General features: G+C 65.3%; 17 protein-coding genes. 12 read left to right on the top strand and 5 right to left on the bottom strand.

The window, feature by feature from the left end:
• The first annotated feature begins 192 nt into the window (after nucleotides 1-192).
• The 9 genes from ACQR0Z_RS30110 (at nucleotide 193) to ACQR0Z_RS30070 (ending at nucleotide 10,148) form a co-directional block, all read left to right on the top strand.
• Nucleotides 193-1,089, top strand: coding sequence for an IclR family transcriptional regulator (locus tag ACQR0Z_RS30110; protein ID WP_434859681.1), 897 nt, complete (start codon nucleotides 193-195; stop codon nucleotides 1,087-1,089).
• Between the two features lie 66 nt (nucleotides 1,090-1,155).
• A complete protein-coding gene (locus ACQR0Z_RS30105) occupies nucleotides 1,156-1,953 on the top strand; it encodes an ABC transporter ATP-binding protein (protein ID WP_434859680.1) in 798 nt (265 codons plus the stop codon).
• Complete coding sequence (locus ACQR0Z_RS30100) at nucleotides 1,950-2,663, top strand: ABC transporter ATP-binding protein (protein WP_434859679.1); 714 nt, start codon at nucleotides 1,950-1,952, stop codon at nucleotides 2,661-2,663. The genes ACQR0Z_RS30105 and ACQR0Z_RS30100 overlap by 4 nt, the downstream gene beginning before the upstream one ends.
• Before the next feature lie 13 nt (nucleotides 2,664-2,676).
• The gene (locus tag ACQR0Z_RS30095; RefSeq protein WP_434859678.1) at nucleotides 2,677-3,555 is read left to right on the top strand and encodes a branched-chain amino acid ABC transporter permease; all 879 of its coding nucleotides are present in this window, start codon (nucleotides 2,677-2,679) and stop codon (nucleotides 3,553-3,555) included.
• 2 nt (nucleotides 3,556-3,557) lie between these two features.
• Nucleotides 3,558-4,574 carry a branched-chain amino acid ABC transporter permease gene (locus ACQR0Z_RS30090; RefSeq protein WP_434859677.1) on the top strand — a complete coding sequence of 339 codons (1,017 nt, stop codon included), beginning with the start codon at nucleotides 3,558-3,560 and terminating at the stop codon, nucleotides 4,572-4,574.
• 10 nt (nucleotides 4,575-4,584) lie between these two features.
• Complete coding sequence (locus ACQR0Z_RS30085; protein ID WP_434921019.1) at nucleotides 4,585-5,808, top strand: ABC transporter substrate-binding protein; 1,224 nt, start codon at nucleotides 4,585-4,587, stop codon at nucleotides 5,806-5,808.
• Between the two features lie 340 nt (nucleotides 5,809-6,148).
• Nucleotides 6,149-7,372: an ABC transporter substrate-binding protein gene (locus ACQR0Z_RS30080; RefSeq protein WP_434921018.1), complete on the top strand. Its 1,224-nt coding sequence runs from the start codon at nucleotides 6,149-6,151 to the stop codon at nucleotides 7,370-7,372.
• Nucleotides 7,373-7,615: 243 nt separating this feature from the next.
• Nucleotides 7,616-8,839 carry an ABC transporter substrate-binding protein gene (locus ACQR0Z_RS30075; protein WP_434921017.1) on the top strand — a complete coding sequence of 408 codons (1,224 nt, stop codon included), beginning with the start codon at nucleotides 7,616-7,618 and terminating at the stop codon, nucleotides 8,837-8,839.
• Nucleotides 8,840-8,867: 28 nt separating this feature from the next.
• The gene (locus ACQR0Z_RS30070; protein ID WP_434921016.1) at nucleotides 8,868-10,148 is read left to right on the top strand and encodes a glycerate kinase type-2 family protein; all 1,281 of its coding nucleotides are present in this window, start codon (nucleotides 8,868-8,870) and stop codon (nucleotides 10,146-10,148) included.
• 12 nt (nucleotides 10,149-10,160) lie between these two features.
• Here ACQR0Z_RS30070 and ACQR0Z_RS30065 read toward each other — a convergent pair whose 3' ends face one another.
• Nucleotides 10,161-10,667, bottom strand: coding sequence for a MarR family winged helix-turn-helix transcriptional regulator (locus ACQR0Z_RS30065; RefSeq protein ID WP_434921015.1), 507 nt, complete (start codon nucleotides 10,665-10,667; stop codon nucleotides 10,161-10,163).
• A 192-nt stretch (nucleotides 10,668-10,859) separates the two neighbouring features.
• On the opposite strand from ACQR0Z_RS30065, the gene ACQR0Z_RS30060 reads away from it, so the two are divergent.
• From ACQR0Z_RS30060 to ACQR0Z_RS30050, 3 genes are read left to right on the top strand one after another with little or no spacing between them, the layout of a single operon-like run.
• The gene (locus tag ACQR0Z_RS30060) at nucleotides 10,860-11,900 is read left to right on the top strand and encodes a branched-chain amino acid ABC transporter permease (RefSeq protein ID WP_434878945.1); all 1,041 of its coding nucleotides are present in this window, start codon (nucleotides 10,860-10,862) and stop codon (nucleotides 11,898-11,900) included.
• Nucleotides 11,901-11,903: 3 nt separating this feature from the next.
• A complete protein-coding gene (locus ACQR0Z_RS30055; protein ID WP_434859670.1) occupies nucleotides 11,904-13,673 on the top strand; it encodes a branched-chain amino acid ABC transporter ATP-binding protein/permease in 1,770 nt (589 codons plus the stop codon).
• Nucleotides 13,670-14,395 carry an ABC transporter ATP-binding protein gene (locus ACQR0Z_RS30050; protein ID WP_434921014.1) on the top strand — a complete coding sequence of 242 codons (726 nt, stop codon included), beginning with the start codon at nucleotides 13,670-13,672 and terminating at the stop codon, nucleotides 14,393-14,395. The genes ACQR0Z_RS30055 and ACQR0Z_RS30050 overlap by 4 nt, the downstream gene beginning before the upstream one ends.
• Before the next feature lie 29 nt (nucleotides 14,396-14,424).
• Here ACQR0Z_RS30050 and ACQR0Z_RS30045 read toward each other — a convergent pair whose 3' ends face one another.
• From ACQR0Z_RS30045 to ACQR0Z_RS30030, 4 genes are all read right to left on the bottom strand, one after another.
• Nucleotides 14,425-15,231, bottom strand: a complete 807-nt coding sequence (locus ACQR0Z_RS30045) for a shikimate dehydrogenase family protein (RefSeq protein ID WP_434921013.1) — start codon at nucleotides 15,229-15,231, stop codon at nucleotides 14,425-14,427.
• A 98-nt stretch (nucleotides 15,232-15,329) separates the two neighbouring features.
• A complete protein-coding gene (locus tag ACQR0Z_RS30040; RefSeq protein ID WP_434921012.1) occupies nucleotides 15,330-16,475 on the bottom strand; it encodes an ABC transporter substrate-binding protein in 1,146 nt (381 codons plus the stop codon).
• A 214-nt stretch (nucleotides 16,476-16,689) separates the two neighbouring features.
• A complete protein-coding gene (locus ACQR0Z_RS30035; RefSeq protein WP_011924132.1) occupies nucleotides 16,690-17,109 on the bottom strand; it encodes an acyl-CoA thioesterase in 420 nt (139 codons plus the stop codon).
• A 256-nt stretch (nucleotides 17,110-17,365) separates the two neighbouring features.
• The gene (locus ACQR0Z_RS30030; RefSeq protein WP_009027535.1) at nucleotides 17,366-18,130 is read right to left on the bottom strand and encodes an SDR family NAD(P)-dependent oxidoreductase; all 765 of its coding nucleotides are present in this window, start codon (nucleotides 18,128-18,130) and stop codon (nucleotides 17,366-17,368) included.
• Nucleotides 18,131-18,153: the final 23 nt, after the last annotated feature.

The following is an 18,153-nucleotide window of genomic DNA, read 5'->3' as shown; positions in this document are numbered from 1 at the left end:
GTTTCTTTGCGGCCGGTTAACGCACCGGCCAATTGTTGGACCTTCATTTGCGCAGAGTATCAGCCTTGCTTGCGTCTACCCGCTGCAGAACCTCAATTCCGCAGTGCGAAACGTAATTCCACATCTTGACACGCAGGGTTATTTTGAAGCACGAGCGTTGTCAACGAGGCTCATCAATCAACAGCCGATGACATGAAACGCCCAGGGAAGAAAGCTGCGACCGATCGCAACTTCGTCGTTGCGCTGTCGCGCGGCCTGGAAGTGCTGCGCGCCTTCCGGCCGAACGACGGTCTGCTGGGCAACCAGGAGATCGCCGCACGCACCAATCTGCCCAAGGCAACGGTGTCGCGCCTGACCTATACGCTCACGAAGCTCGGCTATCTCACCCCGGTTCCCCGTTTCGAGAAGTATCAGCTGGCGCCGTCGGCGCTGCTGCTCGGCTATGCCGCGCTCGCCAACCTCGGCGTGCGCCAACTCTCCGAGCCGTTTCGCGAACAATTGATGCGCGAGACCGGCGGCGCGGTGGCGATCGGCGGCCGCGACCGCCTGAGCATGATCTATATCGGCCAGAGCCGGCATGGCGTCGTGAATGTCGAGCTCGACGTCGGCTCACGCATTCCGATCGCCACCACGGCGATGGGCCGTGCCTATCTCTGGGCGCTCCCCGAAGAGGAGCGCGCCGCGCTCATGCGCGAGATGCGCGAGCATTATGGCAACCGCTGGCCGAAGATCCGCGACGGCATCGAACGCGCCGGCGAGACTGTCGCCAAGCACGGCTTCGCGATCTCGGCCGGCGAGTGGCAGGACGATGTCCACGCCGTCGCCGCGGCGCTGAGGCTCAATGATGGAACGGGTCCCTACGCGATCAATTGCGGCGCGCCTGCATTCCGCTTCACGGAAGAGCGTCTGCTCACCGACATTGGACCTCGCCTCGTGGCGATGGTAAGAAAAATCGAAGCGGCGCTTGGCGGACTCGCGCCGCAAACTAATCAGACTAATAATCAGACGAGCCAATCGTCTCACAAAGACCTCAATAAAAAGCCGAAGCCAGGAGGAAAAGTTGCCCGTGTTGCCGAGGGTATCAGATAGCCTGCATCATCGCGGTCGGCTGGCGCCGCGCCCCAATCTGAACGATTTCGGGAGGGGCGAGACGAGATGACGCAGGCACAACTCGCCCCCACGAACGATCCGCTGCTCGCGGTTCGCGACGTCAGCGTCGTGTTCGGCGGCATCGTCGCGCTGAACGGCGTGTCGTTCAACATGCAGAAGGGCCAGATCCTCGGCCTCATCGGCCCGAACGGCGCCGGCAAGACGACGCTGTTCAACTGCCTCAGCCGCCTGTACCAGCCGAGCGCCGGCGACATCCTGATGGAAGGCCGCAGCATCCTGACGCGGCCGCCACATCGCATCGCCGAGATCGGCATCGGCCGCACGTTCCAGAACGTCGCGCTGTTCCCGAACCTCTCGGTGCTCGACAATGTCCGCGTCGGCACCCATGCCCGGACGTCGAGCGACATCATCTCGGACTCGCTGCGGCTCGCGTGGATCCGGCGCAGCGAGAAATCCATGAACACCAAGGTTCACGAGATCCTCGCTTATCTCAATCTCGAGGAGGTCGCGCACAAGACCGTGTCCGGCCTGCCGTTCGGCACGCAGAAGCGCGTCGAGCTGGCGCGCGCGCTCGCCGCCGATCCGAAGATCCTGCTGCTCGACGAGCCTGCGGGCGGCCTCAACCACGAGGAAGTCTATGTGCTCGGCGACCTGATCCGCCGCATCCGCGACGATCGTCACATCACCGTACTGCTGGTCGAGCATCACATGGGGCTCGTGATGTCGATCGCCGACCACGTCGTGGCGCTGAACTTCGGCCGCAAGCTCGCCGAGGGCACGCCGGCCCAGGTGCAGGCGGATCCCGACGTCATCAAGGCCTATCTCGGGAGCAAGGATCAATGACGGCGCTTCTCAACGTCAAGGATCTGCGCGCCTATTACGGCCAGGTCCAGGCCCTGCACGGCCTCTCCTTCTCGCTCAACGAGGGCTCGCTGACGACCCTGCTCGGCGCCAACGGTGCCGGCAAGACCACGACCTTGCGCGCGATCTGCAACATGGTGCGCTCGACCGGCGCGATCGAGTTCGAGGGCAAGCCGCTCAACAACAAATCGACCGAGAGCATCGTCCGCTTCGGCATCGCGCATGTGCCGCAGGGCCGCGGCACCTTCACCAACATGACGGTGGAGGAAAATCTGCAGCTCGGCGCCATCACCCGCAGCGACAAGGCGGGCATTGTTGCCGATATCGAGCGGATGTACTCCTACTTTCCGAAGCTCAAGGAGCGTCACACGCAGCAGGCCGGCACCCTCTCGGGCGGCGAGCAGCAGATGCTCGCGGTCGCCCGCGCCCTGATGCTGCGCCCCCGGCTGATGCTCCTCGACGAGCCGTCATTCGGCCTTGCGCCGCTGGTGGTCCGCGATCTCTTCGGCATTCTCGGCAAGATCAATCGCGAGGAGAAGGTCTCGATCCTCGTCGTCGAGCAGAACGCGCAGCTCGCGCTGGAGCTCGCCGACCAGGCCTATGTGATCGAGACCGGCCGTATCGTCATGTCGGGTGTCGCCAAGGACATCGCGAACGACGAGAACGTCCGCAAATCCTATCTGGGCTACTAACGGAGGCGGGACAATGGAACTCTTCACCAACCAGGTCCTGGCCGGCATCGCGACGGGCGCGATCTACGCCTGCATGGCGCTCGCCGTCGTGATGATCTACCAGGCCATCGACCATCTCAACTTCGCGCAGGGCGAGATGGCGATGTTCTCGACCTTCATCTCCTGGCAGCTGATGCAATGGGGCCTGCCCTATTGGGCGGCCTTCGTGGTCACGCTGGCGTTCTCCTTTGCCGGCGGCATCGCCATCGAGCGCGTGCTGTTCAAGCCGCTGACCAAGGCGCCGATCCTGACGCAAGTCGCCGGGTTCATCGCGCTGTTCTCGATCATCAACTCCTGCGCCGGACTGATCTGGGACTTCACGATCAAGCAGTATCCGACCCCGTTCGGCTCCTCGCCCTTCCTCGGGAGCCAGCTCATCTCGACCCACCAGGCCGGCATGATCGGCATCACCTTGCTGCTGCTGATCGGCCTGTACTTCTTCTTCCAGTACACCCGCGTCGGCCTCGCGATGCGGGCTGCGGCGGCGCTGCCCGAGTCGGCACGGCTGGTCGGCATCAACACGTCCTGGATGATCGCGCTGGGCTGGGGCATGGCGGCGGCGATCGGCTCGATCGCCGGCATGCTGATCGCTCCCGTGGTGTTCCTCGAGCCCAACATGATGGGCGGCGTGCTGATCTATGGCTTCGCCGCGGCCGTGCTCGGCGGTCTCACCAGCCCGTTCGGCGCGGTGCTCGGCGGCTTCCTGGTCGGCATCTTCGAGAATCTCGCCGGCACCTACATCCCGCACGTGGGCAATGAGATGAAGCTGCCGATCGCGCTGGCCCTGATCATCTCCGTCCTGGTCATCAAACCCGCCGGCCTGTTCGGCCGCAACATCGTGAAGCGAGTCTGATCATGAGCGCAGTCGAGGAAATCGCATCCCAGGCGCCCGCGGTCGAGGCCGTTCCGAAGCGGGCCATGACCCTGAGCTCCGGCACCACCTTCGTTGTCGTGCTGCTGCTTCTGATCGTGCCGCTGTTCGTCAAGAACTTCATCATCTTCCAGATGACGATGCTCCTGATCTATGGCCTCGCCGTGCTGGCACTGAACATCCTGACCGGCGGCTCCGGACAGTTCTCGCTCGGGCAGAGTGCGTTCTACGCCGTCGGCGCCTATACGTCGGCGATCCTGATGGAGCAGTACAACGTCAACTACGCGCTGACCCTGCCGATCGCCGGCGTCATCTGCTTCGGCTTCGGCTTTCTGTTCGGTCAGCCGGCGTTGCGGTTGTCCGGCGTCTATCTGGCACTCGCCACCTTCGCGCTCGCCACCGCCATGCCGCAGATCCTCAAGCTCGGCTTCTTCGAGCACTGGACCGGCGGCGTGCAGGGTCTGGTCGTCACCAAGCCCGACGCGCCATTCGGCCTGCCGATGTCGCAGGACATGTGGCTTTACTACTTTACGCTCGCGATCACGATTGCGATCTACGTGTTCTCGGTGAACCTGCTGCGCTCGCGCTCGGGCCGTGCGTTCATGGCGATCCGCGACAACGAGATCGCCGCCTCGGCCATGGGAATCGACGTCGCGACCTACAAGACGCTGGCCTTCGGCGTCAGCGCCGGCATCACCGGCGTCGCCGGCGGCCTCGGCGCCATCGCGGTGCAGTTCGTCGCGCCGGACAGCTACACGATCGTGCTCGCGATCTCGCTGTTCCTCGGCATGGTCGTCGGCGGCGTCGGCTGGCTGCCCGGCTCGTTCGTCGGCGCGGCCTTCATCATCTTCGTCCCCAACATCGCCGAAGGCATTTCCAAGGGCCTGTCCGGCGCGGTGTTCGGCGTGCTGCTGTTCCTCGTCATCTTCCTCGTGCCGCACGGCTCGCGGCAGGTGGCGATGGTGGCCCAGCAGCTGCTCGGCAAACTCAGAAAGAACTAAGGAGGAACTCTTGCAGGTCGCTCACCATCTACGCATCGCCGCCCTCGCGACGGCGATCGCCGCCCTCACCTCGGGCGCAGCCTTCGCCCAGAAGAAATACGACACCGGCGCCACCGACACCGAGATCAAGATCGGCAACATCATGCCCTACAGCGGACCCGCGTCCGCCTACGGCGTGATCGGCAAGACCGAGGAGGCGTATTTCAAGAAGATCAACGCCGAGGGCGGCATCAACGGCCGCAAGATCAACTTCGTCACCTATGACGACGCCTACTCGCCGCCGAAAGCCGTCGAGCAGGTGCGCAAGCTGGTCGAGAGCGACGAGGTGCTGTTCGTCTTCAATCCGCTCGGCACGCCGTCGAACTCGGCGATCCAGAAATATCTCAACGGCAAGAAGATTCCGCAGCTGTTCGTCGCCACCGGCGCCACCAAGTGGAACGACCCGAAGAACTTTCCGTGGACCATGGGCTGGCAGCCGAGCTACCAGAGCGAGGGCCGCATTTATGCGAAGTACCTGCTGAAGGAGAAGCCGGGCGCCAAGATCGGCGTGCTGTTCCAGAACGACGATTTCGGCAAAGACTACCTGAAAGGCCTCAAGGACGGCCTCGGCGACAAGGCCGCCTCGATGGTCGTGATGGAGGAGAGCTACGAGACTTCCGAGCCATCGATCGACGGACATATCGTCAAGCTGAAGGCCTCCGGCGCCGACACCTTCTTCAGCGTCACCACGCCGAAATTCGCGGCGCAGGCGATCAAGAAGCTCGCCGAAATCGACTGGCATCCGACGCATCTGGTCGTCAACGTCTCGGCCTCCGTCGGCAGCGTCATCAAGCCGGCCGGCTTCGAGAACTCGCAAGGGATTCTCTCCGCCGCCTACGCCAAGGATGCAGCTGACGCGCAGTGGGACAATGATCCCGGCATGAAGAAGTTCTTCGACTTCCTCGCGCAGTACGCGCCCGACGCCAACAAGCTCGACAGCTCGACCGTCTACGGCTACGGCGCCGCGCAGACGCTGGTGAAGGTGCTGCAGATGTGCGGCGACGACCTCACCCGCGCCAACGTGATGAAGCAGGCCGCGAGCCTGAAGGATTTTGCACCGGACACGCTGCTTCCGGGCGTCAAGATCAACACCTCGGCCACGGACTTCGCCCCGATCGAGCAACTGCAGATGATGCGGTTCAAGGGCGAGAAGTGGGAGTTGTTCGGCGAGGCCATCAGCGGCGCCGTCGAGTAGCTAAAAGTCGAGTCATCGCGCATCGCCGCCAACGAGCGGTGCCGATCTCCACTGGCCCTCCGTGCTCACTGCACGGAGGGCTTTTTCATGCCCGAAGCGTCCGTTCGACCGGCGGTGAAGCGACACCGCCCGACTGATCTCAGGCTGTTCTCGCAAAGCACTCACCCGCCGAGATTGCGCTCTCCCGCAACTGCACATCCAAAACGGCCGCGAAAACACGGCCCGTGCCGTGATGTCGCAGCCTGGCCGCATCAGCTCTGCTATAGTTCCCGTGTCAACAAGAGCTTCCAGCAAGGAAGCCGCGACACGTCATCGAGAACCAACACGGGAGATACGCACAATGATGATCACGCGCAGAGCAGCCCTCGCCTCAGTCGCCGCCATCGCCTTCGCCTCGACCACCGCATCCGCCGCCGACAAGAAATACGACACCGGCGCTTCGGACACCGAAATCAAGATCGGCAACATCATGCCCTATAGCGGGCCGGCCTCGGCCTACGGCATCATCGGCAAGACGGAAGCGGCCTACTTCAAGAAGATCAACGCCGAGGGCGGCATCAATGGCCGCAAGATCAACTTCATCTCCTATGATGACGCCTATTCGCCGCCGAAGACCGTGGAGCAGGCCCGCAAGCTGGTGGAGAGCGACGAGGTGCTGTTCATCTTCAATTCGCTGGGCACGCCGCCGAACACCGCCATCCAGAAATACATGAACTCGAAGAAGGTCCCGCAGCTGTTCGTCGCGACCGGCGCCACCAAGTGGAACGATCCGTCCAACTTCCCGTGGACCATGGGCTGGCAGCCGAACTACCAAAGCGAGTCACGCATCTACGCCAAATACCTGCTGAAGGAAAAGCCGGACGCCAAGATCGCGGTGCTGTATCAGAATGACGATTATGGCAAGGACTACCTGAAGGGGCTGAAGGACGGGCTGGGCGCCAAGGCCGCCTCGATGATCGTGATGGAGGAGAGCTACGAAACGGCCGAGCCCTCAATCGACGGCCACATCGTGAAGCTCAAGACCACCGGCGCCGACGTCTTCATGAACATCACCACGCCCAAATTCGCGGCGCAGGCGATCAAGAAGATCAAGGAAATCGATTGGAAGACGCTGCATCTCCTCAACAACGTGTCGGCTTCGGTCGGCAGCGTGCTGAAGCCCGCGGGCTTCGAGAATTCGCAGGACATCATCTCCGCCGCCTACCTGAAGGACGTTTCCGATCCGCAATGGAAGGACGACGCCGGCATGAAGCAGTTCCTCGACTTCATGGCCAAGGAGTTCCCGGAAGGCGACAAGCTCGACGGCGGCACCGTCGTCGGCTACGCCGTGGCGCAGACGCTGGTGCAGGTGCTGAAGCAGTGTGGTGACGATCTGACCCGCGCCAACGTGATGAAGCAGGCGGCCTCCCTGCGCAACTTCCGGAGCGAGATGCTGTTGCCGGGCATTTCGATCAACACGTCGGCGACGGACTTCGCGCCGGTGAGCCAGCTGCAGCTCATGCGCTTCAAGGGCGAGAAGTGGGAGCTGTTCGGCGACGTGATCTCGGCCGACGTCGGCGGCTGATCGCTGGCGGCAACGATGATGCCTCCTGCGGCGTCGCGCCGCAGGAGGCATTTCTTCATCTGAACAATCTTTGCCAAGCCTTTCTTAAGCTAGGAGTTGGACGAGCGGCGGTCATGCGTCGGCGGCGGTTACGCTGCGCGCGCGGCTGGGCTATGGGGACGGCTTCGGAGTGAAACGAGTCGCCCGCGCTGCGGGCGGATCCAACAACAAGGCCAAGCTCCAAGGCCGCGAAGGAGTCCCCACGTGACCACTGCCCTCACCCGCCGTACCGTCTCCGGCCTGATCGGCCTCGCCCTCGTCGGCGCCGCCGCCGGCAGCGCCTATGCCGACAAGAAATACGACACCGGCGCCAGCGACACCGAGATCAAGATCGGCAACATCGTTCCCTATAGCGGCCCGGCCTCGGCCTACGGCTCGGTCGGTAAGGCGATGTCCGCGGTGTTCAAGAAGGTCAATGACGAGGGCGGCATCAACGGCCGCAAGATCAACTTCATCTCGTATGACGACGCCTATTCGCCGCCCAAGACGGTGGAGCAGGCGCGCAAGCTGATCGAGAGCGACGAGGTGCTGTTCCTGTTCGGCGTGCTCGGCACCGCGCCCAACACCGCGATCCAGAAATACATGAATGCCAAGAAGGTGCCGCAGCTGTTCGTGGCCACCGGCGCGACCAAGTGGAACGAGCCCAAGACCAATCCGTGGACGATGGGCTGGCTGCCGAGCTACCAGTCGGAAGCGCGGATCTACGGCAAGTATCTCAACGCGCAACAGCCGACCGGCAAGATCGCCGTGCTCTACCAGAACGATGACATGGGCAAGGACTATCTGAAGGGCCTCAAGGACGGCCTCGGCGATGCCTCACGCGTGGTGCTGGAGGAGAGCTACGAGATCGCCGAGCCGACGGTGGAATCGCACATCGTCAAGATGAAGTCGGCCAATCCCGACGTCGTCGTGCTGTTCACGACACCGAAATCGGGCGCGCAGGCGATCAAGAAGCTCGGCGAGATGAGCTGGAAGCCGGTGACCATCATCTCCAACGTCAGCGCCTCGACCGCGGCGGTGATGCGGCCGGCCGGCGTCGAGAACTCGCAGGGCGTGATCTCGGCCGCCTACGCCAAGGATGCCTCCGATCCGCAATGGGCCAATGACCCCGGCCTCGGCGCGTTCCGCGAACTGCTCGCGAAATACCTGCCGGAGATCAATCCCGTGGATTCGTCGGCGCTCACCGGCTACAACATCGCCACCACGATGGTCGAGGTGCTGAAGCGATGCGGCGACGAACTGACCCGCGCGAACGTCATGAAACAGGCCGCGAGCCTGAAGCAGTTTGCGCAAGGCGGGCTGCTGCCCGGCGTCACGCTGACCACGGGTCCCGACGATTTCCAGCCGATCGAGCAGCTGCAGCTGATGCAGTTCAAGGGCGAGCGCTGGCAGCTGTTCGGCGAGGTCATGAGCGGCGAGCTGAAGTAGGCGATTGCGTATCTGCGGGCGGCGTCGCATGACGAGCCGCCGTCCGCTGTTGCGTTCCATCTTCGACGCCGCGGTCGCCGCGGCGCATCCCGATGTGGTGCTGCCGGGCTTCCTCCCGGCGGCTCCGAATGGCCGGATCATCTGCCTCGCCGCCGGCAAGGGCGCGGCGGCGATGGCGGTCGCCGCCGAGCGGCACTATCTCGACACGCTCGGGTTCGATCCCGCGAAGCTCGTGGGCATCGCAACCACCCGTCACGGCCATGGCGTGCCGACGCGCCGCGTCAGGGTGATCGAAGCGGGCCACCCGATGCCGGACGAGGCCGGGCTCCGAGCAGCCGACGATACATTGCAGCTCGCCGCGACGGCCGAAGCCGACGACCTGATGCTGGTACTGATTTCCGGCGGGGGCTCGGCCAACTGGGTCGCACCGGTAAACGGCGTCAGCTTCGCGCAGAAGCAGCAGCTGACGCGCGCGCTGCTGCGCTCGGGAGCGCCGATCGGCGAGATGAACGTCGTCCGCAAGCATCTGTCGCGCATCAAGGGCGGGCGGCTGGCACGGGCCGGGCAGAAGGCTGAGATCGTGACGCTGGCGATCTCCGACGTGCCGCATGATGATCCCTCGGCGATTGCTTCGGGACCTACGGTGCCGGATCCGACGACGCTGGCGGACGCCCGCGCGATCGTCGCCAAATACAGGCTCGAGCTCGATCCGGCGATCGCCCGGGCGCTCGAGGATGCCGCCAATGAGAGCTGCAAGCCCGGCGATCCCGCCTTCGCCCGCGCCTCTTTCGAGCTGATCGCGCGGCCCGCCAGCTCTCTCGAAGCCGCTGTGGCCGCGGTCAAGGCCGCGGGCTACGACGTGCTCGACCTCGGTGCCGATCTCGAGGGCGAAGCCCGCGAGGTCGCCGCCGACCACGCCAAGCTGGCGCGCGAGGCCCGCGCGCTCGGCCGCCGCATGGCGATCGTCTCCGGCGGCGAACTCACAGTGACCGTGCGCGGGCAGGGCCGCGGCGGCCCGAACCAGGAATATGCGCTCGCGCTCGCCGACCTGCTCCAGGACATGGACGGCGTCGCGGCGTTGGCCGGCGACACCGACGGCGCCGATGGCGGCGGCGGCAGCGCCTCCGATCCGGCCGGCGCGCTGGTCGATGCCGAGGTCATCGCGGCGATGCGGGCGCAGAATCTCGACCCGCAAGCCTATCTCGCCAACAACGACGCCACGGCGTTCTTCGCCGCGACCGGTGGGCGGCTGCAGACCGGGCCGACGCTGACCAATGTCAACGACGTCAGAGTGATCCTGGTCGACTGAGCGCACGGCGCCTCAGAACTCCTCCGCGATCTTGGTAAGCATCGCCAGCAGCGCCTCGCGGCCGTCGGGACCGAGCAGCTCGTTGAGCCGCGCCTCGTGCTTCGAGACCACCAGCTTCTTGGCGCGGCTGAGCACGCTCTTGCCCTTCTCGGTCAGCAGGAGAATGTGGGAACGCCGGTCATTGGCCGAGCGGACGCGGGTGCAGAGCTCGCGGCTTTCCAGGCTGTCCAGCAGGGACACGAAATTGGGCCGGAGGATGCCCAGCGTGTTGGCGATCTCGGTCTGGTTGCGGCCGGGATTGGCGTCGAGCAGCAGCAGCACCGAGAATTGCGCCGGCGTCAGCTGCAAGGGTGCAACGCAGCGCAGGAAATCCTCGAACACCTTCAACTGCGCCCGTTTCAGCACATAGCCGAGCAGATCGGAGAGCTCGCCGAGCTGGACCGCTTGCGTCTCCTCGACGGCTACGGCAGCTTCCTTGCGGCTCTCCCGCTTGCTGACGGGCCTGGCGCTATCGGACATGGCGATCCGCCAAATTCATCTTCGCTTCCATCCCTGGTCTCGAATGCCGCAGCCGGAACAGCGGCCTTGAGATTATAATCGATAATTGTTATCCACTATATCAAACACGGGCAGCCATTCAACTGCTCCGACCAGCCGCGGGCGCAAGGCACCCCACGGCGTGCGGTCACCACAGAGGGGGAGCGTCCTGTCTTGAACACAACGATCTTGCTGTTCCTGTTGCAGGACGGCATTACCAACGGCGCGATCTACGCCCTGCTTGGGCTGGCGCTGGTGCTGGTATTCGCCGTCACGCGCGTCATCCTCATCCCTCAGGGCGAATTCGTCACTTACGGCGCGCTCACCTACGCCTCGCTCGCCGCCGGCCGCATGCCGGGTACAGCGAAGCTCGCAGTGGTGATCGGCCTCGTTGCCTTTGCCTTCGACCTCTATGCGATGCGCAAGACGCTGCATCTGCCGAAGATCGCGCGCGCCGCTGCCCTTCACGTTGCGTTCCCCGTCGTCGTGCTGCTCGCCAGCATGTGGGCCGCGGACCAGCGCATGCCGGCCGGCGTCAGCCTGGTGCTGTCGCTGCTGATCGTCGCCAGCATCGGCCTGTCGCTGTATCGCATCGTGTTCCAGCCGCTCGCTCACACCTCGGTGCTGGTGCTGCTGATCGCCTCCGTCGGCGTGCATCTTGCGCTGCAAGGCCTCGGCCTGCTGTTCTTCGGCGCCGAGGGCCAGCGCGGCCCGACACTGCTCAACGCCACCGCAACGCTCGGCTCGCTGCGCTTCACCGGCCAGGGCATGGCAGTCTACGGCATCACCATCGCTTTCATCATCGGGCTCTGGCTGTTCTTCGGCCTGACCTTGTACGGCAAGGCGCTGCGCGCCACCGCCGTCAACCGTCTGGGCGCCCGCCTGGTCGGCATCCGCACGACGCTGTCCGGCCAGATCGCCTTCCTGCTGGCGTCCACCATCGGCGCGCTCTCGGGCATCCTGATCGTGCCGATCACCACGCTCTATTACGACACCGGCTTCCTGATCGGCCTGAAGGGCTTCATCGCCGCGATCATCGGCGGCCTGATCAGCTATCCGCTGACCGCGGTCGCCGCGCTGGTCGTCGGCATCGTCGAGGCATTCTCCTCGTTCTACGCCTCGAACTTCAAGGAAGTGATCGTCTTCACGCTGCTGATCCCGGTCCTGCTGCTGCGTTCGCTCGCCGCGCCCGCGGTCGAAGAAGAGAAGGATTGAGCCGTGCGCGAGCGTTGGCCTCTCATCGTCTTTGCCGTCCTCGTCGCGGCGATCCCGTTCATTCCGGGCGTGCCGCCGTTCTGGATCGTGCTGCTCGACAATATCGGCCTGTCCGCGCTGGTCGCGATGGGCCTGGTGCTTTTGACTGGCGTCGGCGGCCTCACCTCGTTCGGCCAGGCCGCCTTCGTCGGCTTCGGCGCCTACACCACGGCGGTGCTGTCGGCGCAATATGGCGTCTCGCCCTGGCTGACCCTGCCGCTGTCGCTGCTGGTCTCCGGCCTCGCCGCCGTGCTGCTCGGCCTCGTCACCGTCAGGCTGTCCGGGCACTACCTGCCGCTCGGCACGCTGGCCTGGGGCCTCGGGCTCTACTACCTCTTCAGCAAGCTCGCCTTCCTTGGCCGTAACGACGGCATCTCCGGCATCCCGCCGCTGTCGATCGGCAGCCTCAGGATGCTCGATCCCGGCACGATCTACTACGCGATCTGGGCCGCCGTGCTGATCTCCGCGCTGCTGACGATGAACCTGCTGGACTCCCGCACCGGCCGCGCCATTCGCGCGCTGCGCCGCGGCCACATCGCGGCCGAAGCGTTCGGCGTGTATTCGCCGCGCGCCAAGCTGCTGGTGTTCATCTACGCCGCCGTGCTCGCGGGCCTCTCCGGCTGGCTCTACGCGCACTTCACCCGCGCGGTGAACCCGACGCCGTTCGGCGCCCAGGCCGGCATCGAATATCTGTTCGTCGCGGTCGTCGGCGGCGCCGGCTACGTCTGGGGCGGCGTGCTCGGTGCTGCGATCGTCGTGGTGCTGAAGGAAGTGCTGCAAAGCTATCTCCCGCTGCTGCTGCATGGTGAGGGCCAGCTCGAGACCATCGTGTTCGGCATCCTCCTCGTCACCCTCCTCCAGCTCGCGCCGACCGGATTGTGGCCGTGGCTGACCGCGCGGCTGCCGTTCAAGCCCGTCGCGAAGAAGCCGGACACCTCGATTGAGCTGCCCGCGCGCGTGCGCTCCTCCTCGGCGCCCAACGTGCTGCTGCAGGTCGACAATGCGCGCAAGCAGTTCGGCGGTGTGGTCGCGGTCAACAACGTCTCGTTCGACGTCCAGGCCCGCGAGATCGTCGCGCTGATCGGTCCCAACGGCGCCGGCAAGAGCACGACCTTCAACCTGATCACCGGCGTGCTGCCGCCGACCTCCGGCAACATCTCGGTGCTTGGCAAGGCCGTCGGCAACGCGCCGCCGCAGGACGTGGTCAAGCTCGGCATTTCCCGCACCTTCCAGCACGTCAAGCTGGTGCCCGACATGACCGTGCTGGAGAACGTCGCGATCGGCGCGCATCTGCGCGGCCATTCCGGCGCGCTGTCCAGCATGTTCCGGCTCGACCGCGCCGACGAGGCCAAGCTGCTGGCGGAAGCCGCGCGGCAGATCGAGCGCGTCGGCCTCGGCGACCAGATGCACCAGCTCGCCGGCTCTCTGTCCCTGGGCCAGCAGCGCATCGTCGAGATCGCCCGCGCGCTGTGCGTCGATCCGATGCTTCTCTTGCTCGACGAGCCCGCCGCAGGCCTGCGCCACATGGAGAAGCAGCGCCTCGGCGCGCTGCTGCGCGAACTCAGGGCCGGCGGCATGTCGGTGCTGCTGGTCGAGCACGACATGGGCTTCGTCATGGATCTCGCCGACCGCATCGTGGTGCTCGATTTCGGCACCAAGATCGCCGAGGGCACACCAGCCGCGATCAAGACCAATCCCGAGGTGATCAAGGCGTATCTCGGAGCCGCCGCATGAGCACCCTGCTGGAAGTCACCGACGCCCACGTCTCCTACGGCAAGGTCGAAGCGGTCCGCTCCGTCTCGCTCACCGTGGCCGAGAACGAGATCGTCACCATCATCGGCGCCAACGGCGCCGGCAAGACCACCTTGCTCAGCGCCATCATGGGCGTGTTTCCGCTCAAGGGCCGCGTCTCCTTCCTGGGCGAGGACCTGGCGCGCTACGAGATCGAGGACCGCGTCGCGCGCGGCCTCTGCCTGGTGCCGGAGCATCGCGAGCTGTTCGCGACCATGAATGTCGAGGACAATCTGCAGCTCGGCGCTTTCAGAATGTCGAAGGCGCACGCGGCGCGTGGCTTCGAGCACGTCTACAATCTGTTTCCGAAGCTGAAGGAGCGGCGCAAGCAGCTCGCCGGCACGCTCTCGGGCGGCGAGCAGCAGATGCTGGCGATGGGCCGCGCGCTGATGGGCTCGCCGAAGATGCTGATGCTGGACGAGCCGAGCCTCGGGCTGGCGCCGATCATCGTCGCCGGCATCTTCGAGATTGTCGCGAAGCTGCGCGAGGAAGGCGTCTCGGTGCTGCTGGTCGAGCAGAACGCCAAGGCCGCACTGAAGGTCGCCGACCGCGCCTATGTCATGGAGCTCGGCGAGTTCGTGCTCAACGGCAAGGCTTCGGAGATCGCGACCGACCAGCGCGTCGCGGCGAGCTATCTCGGCTTCGCCGAGGCCGCCGCGCACTGAACCGAACCTGAAGATGGGACGGCGCTGTCTCAGGATGGCGCCTCCTGCGACAAGAGGAAGTCGACCATCACGCGTTCCAGGGCGTGGTACATGTCGGTGCCGGTCGCCGTCAGGCAGCCGCGCTCGCGCGCGGCGGCGATGAACGGCGACACCTCCGGCTTGGTGATCACACAGCCGCAATAGGCCGAGGGGCTCACCGTCGCCATGTCGACCGGCAGCGGATCGCCCGTCTGCATCCCCGCAGGGGTCGCGTTCACGACCATGTCGAATCCACTGGCGTCGGTGCTGCCGATCACCACGCGGCCTTTGCCGCGTTCATTGAGACGCGCAATCAGCGCGTCGCGACGGCCGTCATCGCTGTCGTGAATCGCGAGCTCGCGGACACCGGTATCGATCAGCGCCAGCGCAATCGCCGAGCCGGCGCCGCCTGCCCCGACCTGCAAGGCGCGAACGCCGGCGGGATCGAAGCCTGCCGCCTTCGCCGCACCGACGAAGCCGAGGCCGTCGACCATGTCGCCATGCCAACGGCCGCCAGGACCACGCCGCATCAGGTTCACGGCACCGATGAAATGCGCGCGTTCGGTGGCCGTGGCACAGGCGCGATAGCAGGCGAATTTGTGCGGGATGGTGGCGACGATGCCGTCGAGATTCTTCACCCGCGTCATCGTCGCCAGGACGTCCGCGAGATCGGCCGGCGCGACCTGGACCGCCACCAGGATCGCATCGCTCTCGCGATCCGCGAAGGCTTCGCTGACCCCGGCGGGCGCGCGCACCTGCGCGATGGGATCGCCGATGATGATGTGGAGCCTGGTGGCGCCGGTGGGGGCGAAGATCATTGCGGGCCTCTTGGAAAACTATAAAGATTGCCGTGCAAATAGCCGAAAGGCCGGCTCAACGAGCCGGCCTTTCCTGATTGAAGCGATGGTCCGCCCGCTCACTTCGCCGGGACGTATTTGCCGTCCTTCACGGTCAGGATGATGCGGGCGCGGTCGTCGAGGCCCGAGCGGTCCTTTTCGGTGAAGTTGTAGACGCCCTGCGAGGCCGCGAGGTCCTTCTCGCTCATCAGCGCCTGGCGGATCGCCTCGCGGAACTCCGGCGTGCCGGGCTTGGCGGTCTTCAGCGCCACCGGGATGACGCGCTTGAGGATCTCGAACGCGTCGAAGGAGTGGCCGGCGAACTGGCTGCGGCTGTTCGGGCCGTACTTGGCCTCATAGGCCTTGTTGAGCTCGAGGCCGGGCTTCTTGGTCAGCGCGCTGTCGTCCTGCGTCTCCGGTGACATCACCGGGCCCGAGGCCATGATCACGCCTTCCGCTGCCTTGCCGGCGATGCGGATGAAGTCCATGCTCGCCGCGCCGTGGGTCTGGTAGATCAGGCCGGTGTAGCCGCGCTCACGCAGCTCGGTCTGCGGCAGCGCCGCCGCGGTGCCGGAGGCACCGACCAGGATCGCATCCGGGTTGGCCGCAACCAGCTTCAGCACCTGGCCCGTCACCGACGTGTCGGGACGCGCGAAGCGCTCCTCGTCGACGATGGTGACGCCCATCGGCACGCCCTGGTTCTTCAGATCGTTGAACCAGAGATCGCCGTAGCTGTCGGAATAGCCGATATAGCCGACGGTCTTCACATTGTGAGCCTTCATGTGCTCGTAGAGCACCTTGCCCATGATCGGCACCGGCTGCGGCATCACCACCGACCATTTGGTACGCTCCGGCGTGACCGGGAACGGCGCCAGGCCGAAATGCGGGATGCCGGCCTCGTTGGCGACGTTGGACACCGCGATGGTCGGCGGCGTCAGCGCCGAGCCCATGATGATGTCGGCCTTGGATTCGGTCACGAAGCGGCGAGCATTGGTGGTCGCCGTGGTCGGATCGCCGCCGTCATCGAGCACGATCACCTTCAGCGGCACGCCGCCGATCTCCTTCGGCACGAATTCCAGCGCATTGCGCTCGGGAATGCCGAGCGCTGCGCCCGGGCCCGTCGTGGTCGTGGTGATGCCGATGGTGATCTCGCTGGTCTGCGCCAGCGCCGGAGCCGACACCAGCATCGCAATGACGCCAGCCGCCGCCAGATAGGCCTTCCTCATCAAATCCTCCCTCAATCTTTTCGGTTCAGCTCGTGATCCGCCGATCCTGTTTACAGTCCCGCCCCTGTTCCGGGACGTCTTCCAGTTGGCCGGCCGATAGGTGTCCAAACGTGATCATAGCATTGAACACGAGAAGATCACTTCTCACCATCCGACCAAAGCACGACAGCTGAACATCCTTAAGACGGCCGCATGTCGCACCCATTGCCGCAGCTCATTCGCCGAGGAATTTGGCTCGCATCTCCTCCGGGAACGGCGCCGATTTCAACTTGTCCGGGTCCGCCGGATCGCGCCCGACCAGCACCCGCGTCTCGAATCCCTCGATCGCCAGCGCCTCGCCCTTGAACACCTTGTGGGTGACGTCGAAGGACGAGCGCTTGATGCTCTCGACCCGGCTCTCGATCGTGATCCAGTCGCCATAGGTCGAGGGGATGTAGAATTTCGCGCGGGTGTCGACCATGGGAATGCCGACCAGGCCGTAGCGGCGGACGATGTCCTGCTTGGAGAACCCGGCCGCCTCGAACATGACCGAGGTCGCATCGTCGAACATCGCGAAGTAGCGCGGATAGTAGACGATATTGGCGGGATCGCAGTCGCCCCACTGGATCTGCACGTCGCGGCGGTTGACGAACATCGATTGAGCCTCGCTACAACGACGACAGCGGTCTGTAGGGTGGGCAAAGGCGCATCGCGCCGTGCCCACCATTCACTTGGGCGGTGGGCAGGCTTCGCTTTGCCCACCCTACGGATCTCTCCGTGGTCATTCCGGGGCGCGCGAAGCGCGAGCCCGGAATCCATGTCTCGGCTGCGCCAGACGCCAAATGGATTCCGGGCCCGACGCTGGCGCGTCGTCCCGGAATGACAACCAAATGAACGCCCGCTCGCGGCACCTACTTCGGCGCCATGCGGAGCGAACCGTCGAGGCGGACGACTTCGCCGTTGAGGTAGGCGTTCTCGACCATGTGCAGCGCCAGCGCGGCGAACTCGTCCGCGGCGCCGAGGCGGCGCGGGAACGGGATTGCGGCGGCGAGCGAGTCCTGGGCCTCCTGCGGCAGGTTGGCGAGCAGCGGGGTCAGGAACAGGCCGGGCGCGATGGTCAGCACGCGAATGCCGAACTGCGCCAACTCGCGCGCGATCGGCAGGGTCATGCCGACGATGCCGCCCTTTGATGCCGAATAGGCCGACTGCCCGATCTGGCCGTCATAGGCCGCGACGGACGCCGTGTTGATGACCACGCCGCGCTCGCCGGTCGCCTGCGGCTCCAGCTTGGTCATGCCGTTGGTGACCAGGCGCAGCATGTTGAACGAGCCGATCAGGTTGACCTTGATGACCTTCTCGAAATCCGACAGCGCCATCGGGCCGTCGCGGCCGACGACGCGCTTGGCGACGCCGATGCCGGCGCAGTTCACCAGCACGCGCGGCTGCTGGCCGAGCGCCTCGACCGCCTTGGCCACGGCTGCTTCGGCGCCGGCGGCGTCGGAGACGTCGCAGACCACCGCCACGCCCTTGATCTCGGCCGCGACCTCCTCCGCCAGCTTGGCGTTGAGATCGAACACGGCGACCTTGGCGCCCTGCGAGGCGAGCTTGCGGGCGGTGGCGGCGCCGAGGCCCGAGGCGCCGCCGGTGACGATGGCGGCCTGATCCTTCAACAACATGTCGTCTCTCCCTTATTTCGTTG

It is taken from the genome of Bradyrhizobium sp. HKCCYLS3077 (assembly GCF_051167555.1).
Taxonomy (GTDB): domain Bacteria; phylum Pseudomonadota; class Alphaproteobacteria; order Rhizobiales; family Xanthobacteraceae; genus Bradyrhizobium.
The sequence above is the reverse complement of the archived record's forward strand: the minus strand, read 5'-3'. Positions and strand labels throughout refer to the sequence as shown.